Genomic DNA, 17298 nt, shown 5'->3' with positions numbered 1-17298 from the left:
GGTCGCGACGTCACTCCTCGCCCGGTTCGCCGTCGGCCAGGATCTGGTAGAGCTTGCGCCGGGTCTCCACCAGAGTCTTGCGCGCCTCGCGGATCTGCGCGTCGGTGCCCGTCTGGAGCACCTGCATCATCGCGAACGCCGACTGCCTGGCGATCTGCCACAGCTCGGCGGTGCTGTCGTCGATGTCGGGACGCATCTCGTCCCACGGGGCGCGGACCTCGTCGGCGTGCGCCTCGACGTAGGCGCGGCCCTCGTCGGTGAGGCGGAAGGTCTTGCGGCCCTCGTTCTCCTCGGAGATGACCAGGCCCTCGTCGGTGAGCTGCTGGAGCGCCGGGTAGACGGCTCCGGGGCTGGGCTTCCAGCCGCCCTCGCTGCGCTCGGCGATCTCCTGGATGATCTGGTAGCCGTTGCGCGGGGCCTCGGCGAGCAGGGCGAGGATCGCCGCGCGGACGTCGCCGCGCTTGGCCTTGCGGCCCCTGCCGCCCCAGCCGCCGCGGTGGCCGCCGAAGGGCCCGCCCGGCCCGCCCCACGGCCCGTGGCCGAAGTCGAACGGGAAGGGGCCGCGCCTGCCGCGCGCGCGGTGCTCGTGCGGACCGCCCCGGTGGTGGTGATGGTGGCGGCTCATGTGCTCGCCCACCTGCTCGCCCATGTGCTCGAACGCCTCGGCCATGGCCTTGAGCGCCTCGCGGGCGGCCTGCTTGTACTCGTGCGCGCCGGGCCAGGGCGAGCCTGCCGCATGTGCTGTCGTCATTTTTCCTCCTTGTGGCGATCTGTTCTAGATGCGTCAAAGATATATCGAGAACATGTCGTTCGCAAGGGACGTCGAAGAGTGAGCCAGATCACGAAAAAGTTGCGGAATCTGGGAACAGGATCGACGGAGGAGGCGTTGGACAGAGCAGACGAGGTCGTTCCGTGTCGGCAGGGCTGGGGGGTGCTGTCGCCGCGGAGACGGCCTCGTCTGCGTTTCCGGGCAGGTCGGAGCGGCTTTGCCGGTTCCCGTCCAACACGAGGTGTGGGCGCGTACGCCGCTTTGCCTCCGCTTTGCCGTACAGTCCGGATCATGATGGGGCACACGCACGCGATGACCGGGGCCATCGCCTGGCTGGCGCTCGCGCCGCCGCTGGCCACGCTGCCACTGCTGAACGAGAGCTCGCGGTTCATCGACACCGGGATCATGGCCACCGCGCTCACGCCGCCCGAGCTCATCGCCGGGGCCCTCATCTGCGCGGGGGCGGCCATGCTGCCCGACCTCGACCACCCCAGCGCGACGATCGCGCAGACGTTCGGGCCCGTCACCTGGGTGCTGAGCAAGGCGGTCTCCTGGCTCAGCGGCGGGCACCGGGCCGCCACGCACTCGCTGGCGTTCGCGGTGGCGCTCGGGTTCGGCGCGCACTGGCTCGCCACCACCTACCCGATCGGGCGCGACATCATGGTCGTGCTGCTCGTCGGCCTGGCGCTGCGCGCCATCGGCATCGGCATCCCCGGGAACAAGGCGGGCTCGGCGATGGTCAACGCCGGCCTGACCGCCGGTCTGTACGCCGTCTTCCTCTCCCTCGGCGTCGGGTACGCCTGGCTGGGGCTGGCCGTGGGGGTGGGCTGCCTGGTGCATGTCGCGGGCGACTGCATGACCGAGCGGGGGTGCCCGGTGCTGTGGCCGCTGAAGGCGAAATGGGTGCTGCCCTGGAAGATCGGCATCAAGACCGGCAAGACGTTCGAGCAGAAGATCCTGGCCCCGGTGCTGTCGATCGCCATCGTCGGCCTGCTGTTCTGGCGGCTCGCCCCCGTTTAACTTGATGTCGAGATACCCTGCATATATCTTGACGTCGAGAGATCCGCTGCAACCGTGCCGGGGGTCGGGGCCACCCGACGTTCGCGTCGCTCCCGGGGTGCGGCAGGATTTGACTGAGCACAGGTCTATGGAGGAGGCGAATCACCGTGTCCGCGAACAGCTTCGGCAGCCGTGACACGCTACGCGTCGGCGACGCGTCATACGAGATTTTCCGGCTGGATGCCGTCGAGGGCGCCGCACGCCTCCCGTACAGCCTCAAGATCCTGCTGGAGAACCTGCTTCGCACCGAGGACGGCGCGAACATCACCGCCGACCACATCAGGGCGCTCGCCGGCTGGGACCCGAACGCCACGCCCAGCGTGGAGATCCAGTTCACCCCCGCCCGCGTGATCATGCAGGACTTCACCGGCGTGCCCTGCGTGGTCGACCTGGCCACCATGCGCGAGGCCGTGCGCGACCTGGGCGGCGACCCGTCGCGCATCAACCCGCTCGCGCCGGCCGAGATGGTCATCGACCACTCCGTCATCGTCGACTACTTCGGCCACCCCGACGCCTTCCAGCGCAACGTCGAACGCGAGTACGAGCGCAACCGCGAGCGCTACCAGTTCCTGCGCTGGGGCCAGACCGCCTTCGACGAGTTCAAGGTCGTGCCGCCCGGCACCGGCATCGTCCACCAGGTCAACATCGAGCACCTGGCCCGCGTCGTCATGGTGCGCGACGGCAAGGCCTACCCCGACACCTGCGTCGGCACCGACTCCCACACCACCATGGAGAACGGCATCGGCGTGCTCGGCTGGGGCGTCGGCGGCATCGAGGCCGAGGCCGCCATGCTCGGCCAGCCGATCTCCATGCTGATCCCGCGCGTGGTCGGCTTCAAGCTCAGCGGCAAGCTGCCCGCGGGCGCCACCGCCACCGACCTGGTGCTCACCATCACCGAGATCCTGCGCAAGCACGGCGTGGTCGGCAAGTTCGTCGAGTTCTACGGCGAGGGCGTCTCCTCCGTGCCGCTCGCCGACCGGGCCACCATCGGCAACATGAGCCCCGAGTTCGGCTCCACCTGCGCGATCTTCCCGATCGACGGCCAGACCGTCGACTACCTGCGCCTGACCGGCCGCTCCGAGGAGCAGATCGCCCTCGTCGAGGCGTACGCCAAGGCCCAGGGCCTCTGGCTCGACCCGCAGGGCGCCGAGCCGCGGTTCTCCGAGTACATCGAGCTCGACCTCGGCACCGTCGTCCCGTCGATCGCCGGCCCCAAGCGCCCGCAGGACCGCATCGCGCTGTCCGACGCCAAGCGGGCCTGGCGCGCCGCCGTCAAGGACTACGCGCCGAGCGTCCAGGGCCCGGCCGACGAGGCGTCCGACGAGTCGTTCCCCGCCTCCGACTCCCCGGCCATCGCCCACGACGGCACCGGCGACAAGCCGCACGCCGCCGCGCTCGCCGGCCGCCGGCCGCACAAGCGGGTGCCGGTCACGCTGGCCGACGGCACGTCGTTCGAGATCGACCACGGCATCGTCTCGATCGCCGCGATCACCTCGTGCACCAACACCTCCAACCCGTACGTCATGCTCGGCGCCGCGCTGCTCGCCCGCAACGCCGTCGAGAAGGGCCTGACCCGCAAGCCGTGGGTCAAGACGTCCCTGGCGCCCGGCTCGCAGGTCGTCACCGGCTACTTCGAGCGCTCCGGCCTCCAGCCGTACCTCGACAAGATCGGCTTCAACCTGGTCGGCTACGGCTGCACCACCTGCATCGGCAACTCCGGCCCGCTGCTGCCCGAGATCTCCGACGCCATCCAGGCCAACGACCTCGCGGTCACCGCCGTCCTGTCCGGCAACCGCAACTTCGAGGGCCGCATCAACCCCGACGTCAAGATGAACTACCTGGCGTCGCCGCCGCTGGTCGTCGCGTACGCGCTGGCCGGCACCATGGACATCGACCTCGACCACGAGCCGCTCGGCACGGGCTCCGACGGCGAGCCCGTCTACCTGCGCGACATCTGGCCGTCGCCGGACGAGGTCTCCGCCGTCGTCCACTCCTCGATCGGCCGTGACATGTTCGAGCGCGACTACGCCGACGTGTTCAAGGGCGACGAGCACTGGCGCTCCCTGCCGGTGCCCACGGGCGACACCTTCGAGTGGGACCCGTCCTCGACGTACGTGCGCAAGGCGCCCTACTTCGACGGCATGCCCGAGCAGCCGGAGGCGGTCCACGACATCACCGGCGCCCGGGTGCTGGTCAAGGTCGGCGACTCCGTCACCACCGACCACATCTCGCCCGCCGGCTCCATCAAGGTCGGCACCCCGGCCGCGCAGTACCTCCAGGCCAACGGCGTCGAGGTCAGGGACTTCAACTCGTACGGCTCCCGCCGGGGCAACCACGAGGTGATGATCCGCGGCACGTTCGCCAACATCCGCCTGCGCAACCAGATCGCGCCGGGCACCGAGGGCGGCTACACCCGCGACTTCACCCAGCCCGACGGCCCGGTGTCGTTCATCTACGACGCCTCCGTCAACTACGCCGCCGCCGGCACGCCGCTGGTCGTCCTCGCCGGCAAGGAGTACGGCTCCGGCTCCTCGCGCGACTGGGCGGCCAAGGGCACGGCGCTGCTCGGCGTCCGCGCCGTCATCGCCGAGTCGTACGAGCGCATCCACCGCTCCAACCTCATCGGCATGGGCGTGCTCCCGCTGCAGTTCCCCGAGGGCGCCACGGCCGAGTCGCTGGGCCTGACCGGTGAGGAGACCTTCGACATCACCGGCGTCGAGGAGCTCAACAAGGGCGTCACGCCGAGCACCGTGCGCGTCAAGGCGGGCGACGTGGAGTTCGACGCGGTCGTCCGCATCGACACGCCGGGCGAGGCCGACTACTACCGGCACGGCGGCATCATGCAGTACGTTCTGCGGTCTCTGCTCGCCAAGTGACTTCCGCCCTCCGCCCGGTCATGAGCCGGGCGGAGGCCAGGGAGCCCGGCACCGGCCGGGACAGGGGCGTGATCCTCACGCGCCCGATTCGGGGGAACCACCCGAGCCACGAAGCGCCGCCCCAGCGGACCACCCTCCGCCGGGGCGGCGCTTCGCCATGCCCGCCCCGGCCCGAGGCGGGCGGCCGCCGCCCGCCCCGATGCGGTCAGCCGACCTGTGACGCGGGGGCCGACCAGGTGTCGCAGGCGGCGGGGGAGCGCGAGCCGAGGCCGCGCTTCAGCCAGGCGACCCGGGTGGCGCCCTTGCCGTGGGTGCGGTAGCCGCCCTCGTCGCCGCTGGCGCGCACGGCGTCGAGGAGGGCGTCCCAGTCGCGCTCGCCGCGCCCCAGGGAGCCGCGTACACTGCCGAGGAACACGCCGGACAGGCAGTCGGCCTGGAGCTCGTAGCGGCGGCCCAGCTCGTCCTGGCGGCTCGGCTGAGAGCGCAGGCGGGCCTCGTAGCGACGCCTGACGCCGGTGAGACTCTGCAGGTGGTGGCCGTACTCGTGGGCGGCGACCTTGAAGGGGTACAGGTCGGTGCGGTTCTCGATCCACGCGCCCGAGAGCGGGAAGACCAGGGTCCTGCGGTTGGTGCAGTAGAACGCGGCGGCGTCGGAGGGCCACGGCACGCCGCACACCGTGCCGACGGGCTCGTCGTAGAAACGGACGGCGGGCCTGGCGAACGCCTCGCGGGCACGCGAGAAGTGGCCGCCCCACGACCTGTTCATGCAGGCCACGACGGCTTCCAGGTACTCCTTGGCGCGCGGGATGCCGCCGGTGACGAGCGGCGGCTCGTGGCACGAGCCACGCGAGAGCCTGCCCGTCCCGGAGAACTCGCCCCCCGGCCCCGACGCCGATCCGGACGCTGATCCGGACGCCGATCCGGGCGCCGCCGTCGTCGTGCCCGTCGTCGTCGTGCCCGCCGCGGTGCTCGCGACCGGCGTGGCGGCGGCCGCTCCCGAGGGAACGGCCGCGACGAGGCACGCCGCGACCAGGCAGGCGACGGCGCCGCCGGGCAGCGCGCCCGCTGGCACGTGGCTCCCGCCGCGCCCACCCCTGACAGGACGCGCGCGAGCGGACGGGGAGAGCCGCCCGGGAGGAGAAGCGGGAACGCGGGTGGCGAAGGGCGCCGGCAGGGAGACAGGCGGGAGGGAGGCGGGCGGCAGGGGGATCGGCGGCAGGGGGATGGGCACGCCCGGAAGCCTAGAGCCTCGCGGGCGGGCGGGCCGCATCCCGCGGCCGGGCTGGGTGTTCTCGTCCCACCGCGTCCGTATCCCGCGGCCGGGCTGGGTGTTCTCGTCCCACCGCGTCCGTATCCCGCGGCCGGGCTGGGTGTTCTCGTCCCACCGCGTCCGTATCCCGCGGCCGGGCTGGGTGTTCTCGTCCCACCGCGTCCGTATCCCGCGGCCGGGCTGGGTGTTCTCGTCCCACCGCGTCCGTATCCCGCCGCCCGGCCGGGTGTTCTCGCCACGGCGGAAGGGACGCGGGGTGAGCGCCGGCCTGCGGTCCGGCGTGGTGCCGCCGGGGGCGGCGGGGCCCGCTTCCGTCGCTCCACGACGTCCCCTCAGCGGGGGCTCGGGGCGAGTGCGCTGCGCACCGCGTGCAGGAGGGCGGCGGCCCTGGGGTCCGGGGTGTTTGGCTTGAGGTGGTTCGTCACGTAGGCGAAGGCGAGGCCGCTCGCCGGGTCGGCGAAACCGATCGAGCCGCCGTAGCCGGGGAACCCGAAGGCGGTCGGGCTGTACCAGAAGGCGTCAGGCGTCGGCAGCCCGAAGCCCGTGCCGATGCGCACGGGCGTCCGCAGGACGCGGTCCACCCCGCTGACCTGCTCGGCGGTCGCCGCCGCGAGTGTGCCGGGCGCGAGGACGCGCCGCCCGTCCACCTCGCCGATGAGCGCGGCGTAGAAGCGGGCGAGCGCGCGGGCGGTGCAGACGCCGTTGGTCGCGGGCAGCTCGGCGACCTGTTCGCGCGGGTCGTCGTGGTCGAGCAGCGGCGTGACGACGGTCATGGCCCGCATGGTGAGCGACGTGGGGTCGGTGTAGGCGCGCAGCAGCTCGCGCGCGGGTTCGGGAAGGGCGTCCGGGTCGATCCCGGTCAGGGCGCCGGGGTCGCCCGGGTCGGTGACGAGCCGGCTGACCCGGGGCAGTTCGGCCGCGGGCAGCCCGATCCACAGGTCGAGGCCGAGCGGCGCGGCGATCTCTTGGGCGAGGTACGTCCCCAGGCTCCGCCCGCTGACCCGGCGGACGACCTCTCCGACGAGCCAGCCGTAGGTGTGCGCGTGGTAGCCGTGGTCGGTGCCCGGCTCCCACAGGGGCCGCTGGGCGGCCAGCGCGGTCACCATCGGCTCCCAGGCGAGGGCCTGCGCGGGGCTGATCGGACGGTCGATCGCGGGCAGTCCGGCCTGGTGGGTGAGCAGCCACCGCACCGGGACCCGGTCCTTGCCGTTCGCCGCGAACTCCGGCCAGTACGCGGCGACGGGCGCGTCGAGGTCCAGTTCGCCCCGCTCGGCCAGCAGGTGGGCGCACGCGGCGGTGACGCCCTTGGTGGTGGAGAAGACGACCTGGAGGGTGTCGCGCTCCCAGGGGCGGCCGGTCGCGGGGTCGGCGACGCCGCCCCACAGGTCCACGACCTTCCTGCCGTGCAGGTAGGCGGCCACGGCGGCGCCCGCCTCCGGCTCGCCGGCCAGGTGGGCCTCGAACGTCTCGCGTACTGCTTCGAATCCGGGTGCGGTCTCGCCGCGGGTCGCGGGCATGCGTCATCGCCTTCCGCAGGGGGTGGTGCGGGGAGGCGCGGGGAGCCGCGGGGAGGGTGCCGCTAGCCGCGCCAGTGGCCGAGGAGCCAGGCGCAGATCTCCGGCTCGGTCATCTCGGGGAACTCCTCGCCGAGCGTGGCGAGCGCGCGCAGCGCCTCTTCGCGGTCCATGCCGCGCGCCGCCGCCTCCTTCAGGTACTCCTGGCGGGCGGCGGTGGGACGGCCGCCGCCGGTGCCGCGGCCGGGCAGGCCGTCGCGCCAGCGGATGATCTCGGCGAGCCGGTCGGGCCGCCAGCCGGGGGTGCCGTCGATCTCGACGTCGGGCTCGGGGAACGGGTGGCCGGAGCCGCCGGGGTGGCGGGATCGCCACTTGTGCACCGCGTGCCGGCTCACGCCCAGCGCCTCGCCGATGCCGAGTACGCCGAGGTAACGCTCGGTCATGGTGCACCAACTCTGTCGGGACGGCCTCCTCTGCGGATCTCATTACTACCACGCGGGAGACGAAGCCCGACTTCGTCTCTCTTGGAGACGACGTTAGCACACGGGGGAAACCTCGTCAGTCATGGAGACGATGTTTCCTGGGCCCCATGCGGCCGCTGCGGCGGCGGATGGTTGACTCTGCCCATGACCGATGTGGCGTTAGTGCTGGTGGTGGGCGGCGTGGCGGTGTTCTGCGGCGCGGTGGTGCAGGGGAGCGTGGGGTTCGGGCTGGGGCTGGTCGCGGCGCCCGTGCTGACGATGCTGGACCACGGCGTCATGCCGGGGGCGATCCAGGTGGTCAACATGACGCTGCCGCTGCTCACGCTGGCCGCGGAGTGGCGGCGCGTGGACTGGCGCGGGGTCGGGTTCGCGGTGCTGGGGCGCCTGCCGGGCAGCGCCGTCGGCGCGCTCATCGTCGTGTACGTCTCGGTGACGACGCTGGGCGTGTTCGTGGGCGTCATGGTGCTGCTCGCGGTGGTGCTCACGGCGAGGGCGCCGAGGGTGCCGCGCAACGGCGCCACCATCACCGGCGCGGGTTTCCTGTCGGGCGTCACCGGCACGGCCACGGGCATCGGGGGGCCGCCGATCGCGCTGGTGTACCAGAGCGCGAAGGGGCCGCAGATCCGGGCCACGCTGGCGATGTTCTTCTTCCTCAGCGCGGGGCAGTCGCTCGTGATCCTGGCGGCGGTGGACCGGCTGCCGTCGCGCGCGCTCGCGACGGGGGCCGCGCTGATCGTGCCGATGGCGCTGGGCTTCCTCGCGTCGCGCCCGCTGCGCAGGTACCTGGACGGCGGCAAGGTCCGGGTCGCGGTGCTGGGGGTGGCGGCGACGTCGGCGGCGGCGCTGATCCTGCAGAGCCTCACGGCCTGACCGGCGGGGCGCGCGGAGCGTCGCCCTGGCGTTTCTGGATTGTTACCGGCAACAACAAATTGCCCCCTTGGGGGGTCTTCCAAAGCAGGCCCGTGGCGGAATACGTTGCCGCAAACAACATTCATCCGGGCCCCTCCGGAAGAAAGGACCCTGCATCATGCGCAAGGGGATCCTCACCATGACCGCCGCGGCAGCCGCGCTCGCCCTCGGTCTCACCGCCTGCGGGGGCGAAAGCGGTCAGACCAGCACGACGTCGTCGGCATCGGCGCAGCAGCCGCAGCAGTCGCAGAAGCCCGGCAAGATCGGCGTCATCCTGCCGGACAGCAAGTCCTCGGCCCGCTGGGAGACGGCGGACCGCAAGTACCTCGAAGAGGCATTCAAGGCCGCCGGGGTGGAGTACGACATCCAGAACGCCCAGAACGACAAGACGGCGTTCCAGACCATCGCCGACCAGATGATCACCAACGGGGCCACCGTCCTGATGATCGTCAACCTGGACAGCGGCACCGGCAAGACCGTCATCGACAAGGCCAGGTCCCAGGGCGTGGCCACGATCGACTACGACCGCCTGACCCTGGGCGGCGGCGCCGCGTACTACGTCAGCTTCGACAACACCAAGGTCGGCCAGCTCCAGGGCGAGGGCCTGGTCAAGTGCCTGGCCGACAAGAAGGCCGCCAAGCCCATCGTGGCCTACCTGAACGGCTCGCCCACCGACAACAACGCGACCCTGTTCAAGAACGGCTACGACGGCGTGCTCAAGCCGAAGTTCGACTCCGGCGAGTACGTCAAGGGCCCCGACCAGTCCGTGCCCGACTGGGACAACGCGCAGGCCGGCACCATCTTCGAGCAGATGCTCACCAAGGAGCCGAAGATCGCCGGCGTGCTGGCCGCCAACGACGGCCTCGGCAACGCCGCCATCACCGTGCTGAAGAAGAACAACCTCAACGGCAAGGTGCCGGTGACCGGCCAGGACGCCACCGTCCAGGGCCTGCAGAACATCCTCGCGGGCGACCAGTGCATGACCGTCTACAAGGCGGTCAAGAAGGAGGCCGACGCCGCCGCCAAGCTCGCCGTCGCCCTGGCCAAGGGCGAGAAGCCGCAGGCGAGCGGCAGCGTCAAGGACCCCGAGACCGGCCAGGACGTCCCATCCGAACTCCTGGAGCCGCAGGCCGTCTACGCCGACTCCGTCAAGGACGTCGTCGCCGACGGCTACGTCACCAAGGAGGAACTGTGCGCGGGTGACTTCGCCAAGAAGTGCACCGAGGCGGGAATCCAGTAATGACGAGGGGTACGGCCGGCGGCACCCGCGCGGCCGTACCCCGCCCTAGGGAGCCCCATGACCCCCCTCCTCGAGACGCGCGGGATCGACAAGAGCTTCGGCCCGGTGAAGGTCCTGCACAAGGTTGAGTTCTCGGCGTACGCCGGCGAGGTGACCGCCCTCGTCGGCGACAACGGCGCGGGAAAGTCGACGCTGGTCAAGTGCGTCGGCGGCATCCACCCCATCGACGCCGGCGCCATCTACTTCGACGGCCGCCAGGTGCAGGTCAACAGCCCGCGCGACGCGGGCGACCTCGGCATCGAGATCGTCTACCAGGACCTGGCGCTGTGCGACAACCTCGACATCGTCCAGAACATGTTCCTCGGCAGGGAGCGCAGGAACGGCCTGCTGCTCGACGAGGCCGGCATGGAGGAACTGGCCGAGCGGACGCTCAGCAGCCTGTCCGTGCGCACCGTCAAGTCCATCAGGCAGCAGGTGTCGAGCCTGTCGGGCGGCCAGCGGCAGACGGTGGCCATCGCCAAGGCCGTGCTCTGGAACAGCAAGGTCGTCATCCTCGACGAGCCCACCGCGGCGCTCGGCGTCGCCCAGACGGCGCAGGTGCTGGAGCTGGTGCGCCGCCTGGCCGACACGGGCCTCGCGGTCGTGCTCATCTCGCACAACATGAACGACGTGTTCGCCGTCTCCGACCGGATCGCGGCGCTCTACCTCGGCAGGACGGCCGCCCAGGTCAGGACCGCCGACGTGACGCACGCCCAGGTCGTCGAACTGATCACCTCGGGTCGCAGCGGTGATCTCGGCCTCAAGAACGGGGTCACTCCATGAACCAGGTCAAGGAACTCCCCGGCGAGGCGGTCGCCGCCGCCAAGCAGTCGCCGTCGCTGGGGAACAGCCTGCGCGGGTACGTCGAACGGCTGCGCGGCGGCGACATGGGCGCGCTGCCGGCCGTGCTGGGCCTCATCGTGCTCTGCTCGGCGTTCGCCGCCGCCCGCCCCGCCTTCGTCACCTCCATCAACTTCGCGAACCTGTTCACCCAGGGCGCCGCGGTCACGCTGATCGCGATGGGCCTGGTGTTCGTCCTGCTGCTCGGCGAGATCGACCTGTCGGCCGGCTTCGCGAGCGGCGTGTGCGCGGCCGTGCTCGCCGTCGCCCTGTCCGAGATGGGCCTGCCGTGGTACGTCGCCGTGGCCGGCGCGATCCTCACCGGCGTGGTCATCGGCGTCGTGCTCGGCACCCTCGTCGCCAAGGTCGGCATCCCGTCGTTCGTGGTGACGCTCGCGGCGTTCCTCGCCTTCCAGGGCCTGGTGCTGGTGCTGGTGGACGAGGGGACGAACATCTCCATCCGCGACCCGGTCATCGTCGCCGTCGCCAACAAGAACCTGCCGCCGTGGCTGGGCTGGGCCATGTACGCGGGGTGCGTCGCCGTGTTCGCCGCCGTCCAGCTCCTGCGGGCGCGCAACCGGTCGCGGCGCGGCCTGGCCGCCGAGCCGCTGTCGCTGATCGGGGCCCGCGTCGGCACGCTGGCGCTCATCGCCGGCCTCGCCGTGTACGTGCTCAACCTGGAGCGCAGCCGCAACCCCGCGCTCGTCTCGCTGACGGGCGTGCCGATCGTGGTCCCGGTCATCCTGGCGCTGCTGGTGCTGTGGACGCTGGTGCTGCGCCGCACCGCGTTCGGCCGCCACATCTACGCGGTGGGCGGCAACACCGAGGCGGCCAGGCGGGCCGGCATCGCCGTGGACCGCATCAAGATCAGCGCATTCGTGATCTGTTCCTGCATGGCCGCGGTCGGCGGCGTGGTGGCCGCCTCCAGGGCCAGCTCGGTCGACCCGAACACGGGCGGCAGCTCGGTCCTGCTGTACGCGGTGGGCGCGGCCGTCATCGGCGGCACCAGCCTGTTCGGCGGCAAGGGCCGGGTGCTCGACGCCGTGCTCGGCGGCGCGGTGGTGGCCGTCATCGAGAACGGCATGGGCCTGATGGGGTATGGAGCGAGTGTGAAGTACCTGGTCACGGGCTCGGTGCTGCTGCTCGCCGCCGGTGTGGACGCGCTGGCGCGCAAGCGGGCGGCCGCCGCTGGTCTAAGGTGATCAGCGACTTCCAGCCGTCGAAGGAAACCCAGACGATGCGTGCCGGCCCCTCCCAAGAGGACATCAGGCGCCACAACCTCGGCGCTCTGCTCCGCCATGTCCACCTGGGCGGGCCGATCTCGCGCGCGGAGCTGACCTCCAGGATGGGGCTGAACCGCAGCACGATCATGGCGCTCACGTCCGACCTGACCGCGGCGGGGCTGGTACGCGAGGAGCTGCCGCGCGAGACGGGCCGGGCGGGGCGGCCCTCGCTCGTGGTGCGTCCGGAGTCGGCCAGGGTGTACGTCTTCGCCTTCGACGTGGGCCCCGACCGGCTCGCCGTGGCCAGGGTCGGGCTGGGCGGCGTGATCCTCGACCGCCGGGAGGCGGCCAGGACCCGCGGGCCGTTCGAGCTGGAGGAGATCGTCGGCGCGCTGTCGGGGTTCGCCCGGCAGATGCGCCGCAGGACCAGGGCCGACACCGTCTGCGTCGGCGTGGCGGCCGCCGTGTCCGGCGGCGTGCGCAAGGGCGACGGCGTGGTCAGGTTCGGCCCGAACCTCCTGGCCGAGGAGGTGCCGTTCGGCGAGGAGCTGGGCCGCAGGCTGGGCCTGGGCCTGCCGGTCAGCGTGGGCAACGACGCCAATCTGGGGGCGCTGGCCGAGCACAGCCGCGGCGTCGGCGTGAACGTCCGCGACCTCATCTACCTGCACGGCGACGTCGGCATCGGCGGCGGCATCATCGCGGGCGGGCACCTGCTCGGCGGGCACGACGGCTACGGCGGCGAGGTGGGCCACATGGTGGTCAACCCGGGAGGGCGGGCCTGCGGGTGCGGCTCGCACGGCTGCCTGGAGGCCGAGGTGGGGGAGCGGGCGCTGCTGGAGCTGGCCGGCCGGTACGGCGAGGGGCAGCAGGGCCGCGACGCGGTGCGGGCGGTCGTCGAGGCGGCCGACCGGGGCGACATCGTGGCGCAGGAGGCGCTGGCCAGGGTGGGCGACTGGCTGGGGCTCGGCGTGGCCAACCTGGTGAACGTCTTCAACCCGGAGATGGTCGTCTTCGGCGGCATGCTGCGCGAGGTCTACCTCAGCACGGCCGCCCAGGTGCGTTCGCGGCTGGCGACGAACGCGATGGCGCCGCAGCGGGAGCGGCTGCGGCTGCGCACGTCGGCGCTGGGCGACGCGGCGACGCTGGTGGGGGCGGCGGAGCTGGCCTTCGCGCACGTCCTCGCCGATCCCCTGGAGGTCCTGGCCAGGGTCACCGGCTGACCCTCCCCAGGACCCCGGAGACGGGAAGATCCGCGGACGGCGGGCGCGGGCCCGGCCGGTGGCCGCGGATCTGCGTGGACGGTTCTAGGCGACCCGGGCCTTCGGGGCGCTCCAGGTGTTGCAGGCGCCGGGCGACTCGGCGTCGAAGCCGTGCTTGAGCCACCACGCGATGTTGGAGGCCTTGCCGTGCGTGCTGTAGTCGAAGCCGTCCTGCGCGACCTCCACGATGTACTTGAAGTCGAAGTCGCGGCGGCCGAGCGAGTGCCAGACCCGGCCGATGAACGCGCCGGACAGGCACTCGGCCTGCAGCTCGACGCGGCGGCTCTCGTCGTAGACGCGGGCCTTGCTCTTGCCCCTGAGGTCGTCGACGACCTTCAGCATGCCGGTGAGGTTCTGGACGTGGTGGCCGTACTCGTGGGCGATGACCTCCATGAGGAAGAGCTCGGTCGGCTCGGCGAGGATGCCCGGGTTGAGCAGGAAGGTGATCTTGCTGTTCTTCGGGCAGTAGATGGCCTGGGCGCCCTCGGGGAAGCTGCCGCAGGCGGTGGGCGCGCCCGGCTTGGCGATGACCTCCAGCTTGGGCTTGCTGAAGGTGAAGCCCGCCTTGGTGACCTGCTCGCTCCACGCGGTGTTCAGGCAGTCCACGAGGAACTCGAGGTAGACGCGGGCGCCGTCGAGGTCGTCACGCTGGACGGGCTGCTCGGCGCACTGCTCCAGGCCGATCTTGCCGGTCTTGTAGATCGCGTTCTTCGTCAGGACGGGCTTGAACGGGGCCGCGGCGGTGCCGGCGTGGGCCGTCCCGGTGAACAGGACGCAGGCCGCGGCGGCGGCGATGATCGCTAATAGGGGGCTACGCATGGGTAGGCACCCTATTAAAGAGGGAGTTCCAGGTAAAGCAGCATTTGTCCATCGGCGTGGCGGTCATCAGGACACGTTCCTCGCCGTGGCGGCCCAGGTGTTGCAGGCGCCCGGGGTCGCCCGCGTGAAGCCCCTCGTCATCCAGGCCGCCTGGGTCGGGCCCTTGCCGTGGTCGTTCTGCGGCCAGCCCTTGGCGCCGTTCCTCCTGAACCAGTCCACCGTGTAGTCCCAGTCGGCGGGCGCGACGAGCGGGCTGTCGCGCATCGTGCTCATGAACACCGCGGAGAAGCACTCCGCCTGCAGCTCCGACTTGCGCGCGAGCTGCAGCCTGCCCGCCTTGCCGGCCGTGGCCCTGGCCGCCCAGTAGTACTGCCAGATGCCGGAGATCTGCTGGACGTGGTGGCCGTACTCGTGCGCCACCAGGCGGGTGATGCCGAGCGGGAACGGGTTGCGGATCTGCTCCTTGCTGATCATCAGGTACATCGTGCGGTCGCTGGAGCAGTAGACGCCGTCCGCGCCGGTGTTCCACACCCCGCAGGGCGTCTTGACCTTGGAGGTGATGATGCGCAGCCGCGGCTTGCTGAAGCTCAGTCCCGCCTTGCGGAACTGCGCGGCCCACGCCCTGTTCAGGCAGGCCGTCACCCGCGTGAGGAAGCGCCGGTAGGCCACCACGCTCCCCGCGGGCAGGTCGCCCGGCGCGCAGCCGACGTCGGTGAGGGCGCCGGTCCTGTAGAGCGGGTTCCGCGTCGCCGCTGCCCTTCCCGAGAGGGCTCCGCCCTGCGCCACCCTGCCCGTGGACGCCTTGCCGCCGGGGGGCGAGGCGAGCTGCTGCGCCTCGTTGGCCGGGCGGCCCCCCGCCGAGGTGGTCGCCGCGTCCGCCAGCACGAGCACCAGGCCGGCCGCCGCGAGAGCGAGCATCAGGACGGCTGCCACAAGTGCCGCGAGCTTACCTTTTGGGACGGAGTTCATAGTTACCGAAAGAGTAGGTCAAGATCGGACATATGTGAGCGCGTTTGACCGGATGGAGTCAGCGGGGCCCGTCGGAACTAGACTCGATCCGTCGGCGAACAAGAGCAGAGGGGAGTCCGATCCGTGAGCGGGTTGCTGGGCTCGGTTAAGGGACCGCACGACGTCAAACGGCTCGCTGTCGAGGAGTTGCCGCGGCTCGCGGGGGAGATCCGTGACCTGCTCGTCGACTCCTGCGCGAGATTCGGCGGCCATCTCGGCCCCAACCTCGGCGTGGTGGAGCTCACCATCGCCCTCCACCGTGTCTTCGACTCCCCCCGCGACCCCGTCATCTGGGACACCGGCCACCAGGCGTACGTCCACAAGGTGCTCACCGGCCGTGCCGCCGGGTTCGAGGCGCTGAAGCAGGAGGGCGGCCTGTCCGGCTACCCGAGCCAGGCCGAGTCCGAGCACGACTTCGTCGAGAACTCCCACGCCTCCACCGCGCTGTCGTACGCCGACGGCCTGGCCAAGGCGTTCAAGCTGCGCGGCGAGCACGACCGCACGGTCGTCGCCGTGATCGGCGACGGCGCCCTCACCGGCGGCATGGCCTGGGAGGCCCTCAACAACATCGCGGCCATCAAGGACCTCCCGGTCGTCATCGTCGTCAACGACAACGGCCGGTCGTACTCACCGACCATCGGCGGGCTGGCCTCGCACCTGTCGTCGCTGCGCATGAACCGCCGCTACGAGGACGTCCTCGAGTACGTCAAGGAGAAGCTGGGCAACGTCCCCGTGCTCTACGACGCCCTGCACGGCTTCAAGAAGGGCGTCAAGGACGTCCTCGCCCCGCAGGTGATGTTCGAGGACCTCGGCCTGAAGTACGTCGGCCCGATCGACGGCCACGACGAGCAGGCCATGGAGGCCGCCCTGCGCAAGGCCCGCGCCTTCCGCGGCCCGGTCATCGTCCACGCGCTCACGCAGAAGGGCCGCGGCTACACCCCGGCCGAGAACCACGACGAGGACCAGTTCCACTCGCCCGGCGCCTTCGACCGCGCCACCGGCGAGGAGCGGCCCAAGGGCCGCATCTGGACGAACGTCTTCAGCGAGGAGCTCGTCAGGCTCGGCAAGGAGCGCGACGACCTCGTCGCCATCACCGCGGCCATGCTGCACCCCACCGGGCTCAACGCCTTCGCCGACGCGTTCCCCGACCGCATCTACGACGTCGGCATCGCCGAGCAGCACGCCCTGACCAGCGCCGCCGGTCTCGCCCTCGGCGGGCTGCACCCGGTGGTGGCCGTCTACGCGACCTTCCTCAACCGGGCCTTCGACCAGCTCCTCATGGACGTCGCCCTGCACCGTCTGCCCGTCACCGTCGTGCTCGACCGCGCGGGCGTCACCGGCGACGACGGCGCCAGCCACAACGGCATGTGGGACCTGTCGATCCTCCAGGTGGTCCCGGGCCTGCGCATCGCGGTGCCGCGCGACGGCGACAGGCTCGCCGAGCTGCTGCGCGAGGCCGTGGACGTCTCCGACGGCCCCACCGTGGTGCGCTTCCCCAAGGGCCCGGTGGCCGAGCCGCTGGAGGCCGTCGGCAAGCTCGGCGAGATGGACGTCCTGCGCGCCGAGCCCGACGCCGAGCCGCACGTGCTGCTCGTCGGCGTCGGCCCGATGGCGCACGCCTGCATGGACGCCGCCGTGCTGCTGCAGGCCCAGGGCATCCCGGCCACCGTGGTCGACCCGCGCTGGGTCAAGCCGCTCGACGAGGCCCTGGTGCTCGCGGCGCGCGCCCACAAGCTGGTGGCCGTCGTCGAGGACAACGGCCGCGTGGGCGGCGTGGGCGACGCCGTGGCCCGCCTGCTCCGCGACGCCGACGTGGACGTGCCGGTGCGCACGTTCGGCGTCCCGCAGGAGTTCCTCGACCACGCCAAGCGCGCCGCCATCCTCGGCCGCGTCGGGCTGACCGGCCAGGACCTCGCCCGGCAGATCACCGAGGTGGTCGCGAAGCGGACCTCCCCGGCCGAGCCCCTCCGCCGTTGAGCAGCCGGCGCGCC

General features: G+C 71.7%; 14 protein-coding genes. 8 read left to right on the top strand and 6 right to left on the bottom strand.

What is annotated here, in order from left to right; genetic code table 11:
• Window positions 1-10: 10 nt before the first annotated feature.
• Complete coding sequence (locus tag BMX74_RS08160; protein ID WP_055505955.1) at window positions 11-751, bottom strand: PadR family transcriptional regulator; 741 nt, start codon at window positions 749-751, stop codon at window positions 11-13.
• 309 nt (window positions 752-1060) lie between these two features.
• Between BMX74_RS08160 and BMX74_RS08155 the strand changes: the two genes are divergently transcribed.
• Both BMX74_RS08155 and acnA read left to right on the top strand, forming a co-directional pair.
• On the top strand, window positions 1061-1789 hold the full coding sequence (locus BMX74_RS08155) for a metal-dependent hydrolase (RefSeq protein WP_055505954.1): 729 nt from the start codon (window positions 1061-1063) through the stop codon (window positions 1787-1789).
• A 140-nt stretch (window positions 1790-1929) separates the two neighbouring features.
• Window positions 1930-4704 (top strand): aconitate hydratase AcnA, encoded by a 2775-nt coding sequence (gene acnA, locus BMX74_RS08150; RefSeq protein ID WP_218153923.1) that lies wholly within the window; start codon window positions 1930-1932, stop codon window positions 4702-4704.
• Window positions 4705-4909: 205 nt separating this feature from the next.
• On the opposite strand, the gene BMX74_RS08145 is transcribed toward acnA, so the two are convergent.
• The 3 genes from BMX74_RS08145 to BMX74_RS08135 form a co-directional block, all read right to left on the bottom strand.
• Window positions 4910-5776, bottom strand: a complete 867-nt coding sequence (locus BMX74_RS08145; protein WP_256256829.1) for a neutral zinc metallopeptidase — start codon at window positions 5774-5776, stop codon at window positions 4910-4912.
• Window positions 5777-6306: 530 nt separating this feature from the next.
• Window positions 6307-7491 (bottom strand): serine hydrolase domain-containing protein, encoded by a 1185-nt coding sequence (locus BMX74_RS08140; RefSeq protein WP_091099339.1) that lies wholly within the window; start codon window positions 7489-7491, stop codon window positions 6307-6309.
• 62 nt (window positions 7492-7553) lie between these two features.
• Window positions 7554-7931, bottom strand: a complete 378-nt coding sequence (locus BMX74_RS08135) for a hypothetical protein (protein ID WP_091099337.1) — start codon at window positions 7929-7931, stop codon at window positions 7554-7556.
• A 183-nt stretch (window positions 7932-8114) separates the two neighbouring features.
• Here BMX74_RS08135 and BMX74_RS08130 point away from each other — a divergent pair, with 183 nt between their 5' ends.
• The 5 genes from BMX74_RS08130 to BMX74_RS08110 all read left to right on the top strand — a co-directional run bounded on the left by BMX74_RS08130 (window position 8115) and on the right by BMX74_RS08110 (window position 13441).
• On the top strand, window positions 8115-8840 hold the full coding sequence (locus BMX74_RS08130) for a sulfite exporter TauE/SafE family protein (RefSeq protein WP_055505949.1): 726 nt from the start codon (window positions 8115-8117) through the stop codon (window positions 8838-8840).
• A 157-nt stretch (window positions 8841-8997) separates the two neighbouring features.
• On the top strand, window positions 8998-10119 hold the full coding sequence (locus BMX74_RS08125) for a sugar ABC transporter substrate-binding protein (RefSeq protein ID WP_055505948.1): 1122 nt from the start codon (window positions 8998-9000) through the stop codon (window positions 10117-10119).
• A 57-nt stretch (window positions 10120-10176) separates the two neighbouring features.
• A complete protein-coding gene (locus BMX74_RS08120; protein ID WP_055505947.1) occupies window positions 10177-10941 on the top strand; it encodes an ATP-binding cassette domain-containing protein in 765 nt (254 codons plus the stop codon).
• Window positions 10938-12200: a sugar ABC transporter permease gene (locus BMX74_RS08115; protein WP_091099335.1), complete on the top strand. Its 1263-nt coding sequence runs from the start codon at window positions 10938-10940 to the stop codon at window positions 12198-12200. Before BMX74_RS08120 ends, BMX74_RS08115 begins: the two co-directional genes overlap by 4 nt.
• Window positions 12201-12235: 35 nt before the next feature.
• The gene (locus tag BMX74_RS08110; protein ID WP_055505945.1) at window positions 12236-13441 is read left to right on the top strand and encodes an ROK family transcriptional regulator; all 1206 of its coding nucleotides are present in this window, start codon (window positions 12236-12238) and stop codon (window positions 13439-13441) included.
• A gap of 84 nt (window positions 13442-13525) precedes the next feature.
• Here BMX74_RS08110 and BMX74_RS08105 read toward each other — a convergent pair whose 3' ends face one another.
• Together BMX74_RS08105 and BMX74_RS08100 are read right to left on the bottom strand one after the other, a co-directional pair.
• Entirely contained in the window at window positions 13526-14299 is a 774-nt protein-coding gene (locus BMX74_RS08105) for a neutral zinc metallopeptidase (RefSeq protein WP_055505944.1), read from the bottom strand.
• Between the two features lie 66 nt (window positions 14300-14365).
• The gene (locus BMX74_RS08100) at window positions 14366-15232 is read right to left on the bottom strand and encodes a neutral zinc metallopeptidase (protein ID WP_256256828.1); all 867 of its coding nucleotides are present in this window, start codon (window positions 15230-15232) and stop codon (window positions 14366-14368) included.
• 168 nt (window positions 15233-15400) lie between these two features.
• Between BMX74_RS08100 and dxs the strand changes: the two genes are divergently transcribed.
• Window positions 15401-17284, top strand: coding sequence for a 1-deoxy-D-xylulose-5-phosphate synthase (gene dxs / locus BMX74_RS08095; protein ID WP_091099332.1), 1884 nt, complete (start codon window positions 15401-15403; stop codon window positions 17282-17284).
• Window positions 17285-17298 lie beyond the last annotated feature (14 nt).

Source organism: Nonomuraea pusilla (assembly GCF_900109355.1).
Classification (GTDB): domain Bacteria; phylum Actinomycetota; class Actinomycetes; order Streptosporangiales; family Streptosporangiaceae; genus Nonomuraea; species Nonomuraea pusilla.
The sequence above is the reverse complement of the archived record's forward strand: the minus strand, read 5'-3'. Positions and strand labels throughout refer to the sequence as shown.

Bases quoted from the DNA above. Each gene is read 5' to 3' on its own strand.
- BMX74_RS08160 (WP_055505955.1), bottom strand. From the start codon at position 751: ATGACGACAGCACATGCGGCAGGCTCGCCCTGGCCCGGCGCGCACGAG.
- BMX74_RS08155 (WP_055505954.1), top strand. From the start codon at position 1,061: ATGATGGGGCACACGCACGCGATGACCGGGGCCATCGCCTGGCTGGCG.
- BMX74_RS08140 (WP_091099339.1), bottom strand. From the start codon at position 7,491: ATGCCCGCGACCCGCGGCGAGACCGCACCCGGATTCGAAGCAGTACGC.
- BMX74_RS08135 (WP_091099337.1), bottom strand. From the start codon at position 7,931: ATGACCGAGCGTTACCTCGGCGTACTCGGCATCGGCGAGGCGCTGGGC.
- BMX74_RS08130 (WP_055505949.1), top strand. From the start codon at position 8,115: ATGACCGATGTGGCGTTAGTGCTGGTGGTGGGCGGCGTGGCGGTGTTC.
- BMX74_RS08125 (WP_055505948.1), top strand. From the start codon at position 8,998: ATGCGCAAGGGGATCCTCACCATGACCGCCGCGGCAGCCGCGCTCGCC.
- BMX74_RS08120 (WP_055505947.1), top strand. From the start codon at position 10,177: ATGACCCCCCTCCTCGAGACGCGCGGGATCGACAAGAGCTTCGGCCCG.
- BMX74_RS08115 (WP_091099335.1), top strand. From the start codon at position 10,938: ATGAACCAGGTCAAGGAACTCCCCGGCGAGGCGGTCGCCGCCGCCAAG.
- BMX74_RS08110 (WP_055505945.1), top strand. From the start codon at position 12,236: ATGCGTGCCGGCCCCTCCCAAGAGGACATCAGGCGCCACAACCTCGGC.
- BMX74_RS08105 (WP_055505944.1), bottom strand. From the start codon at position 14,299: ATGCGTAGCCCCCTATTAGCGATCATCGCCGCCGCCGCGGCCTGCGTC.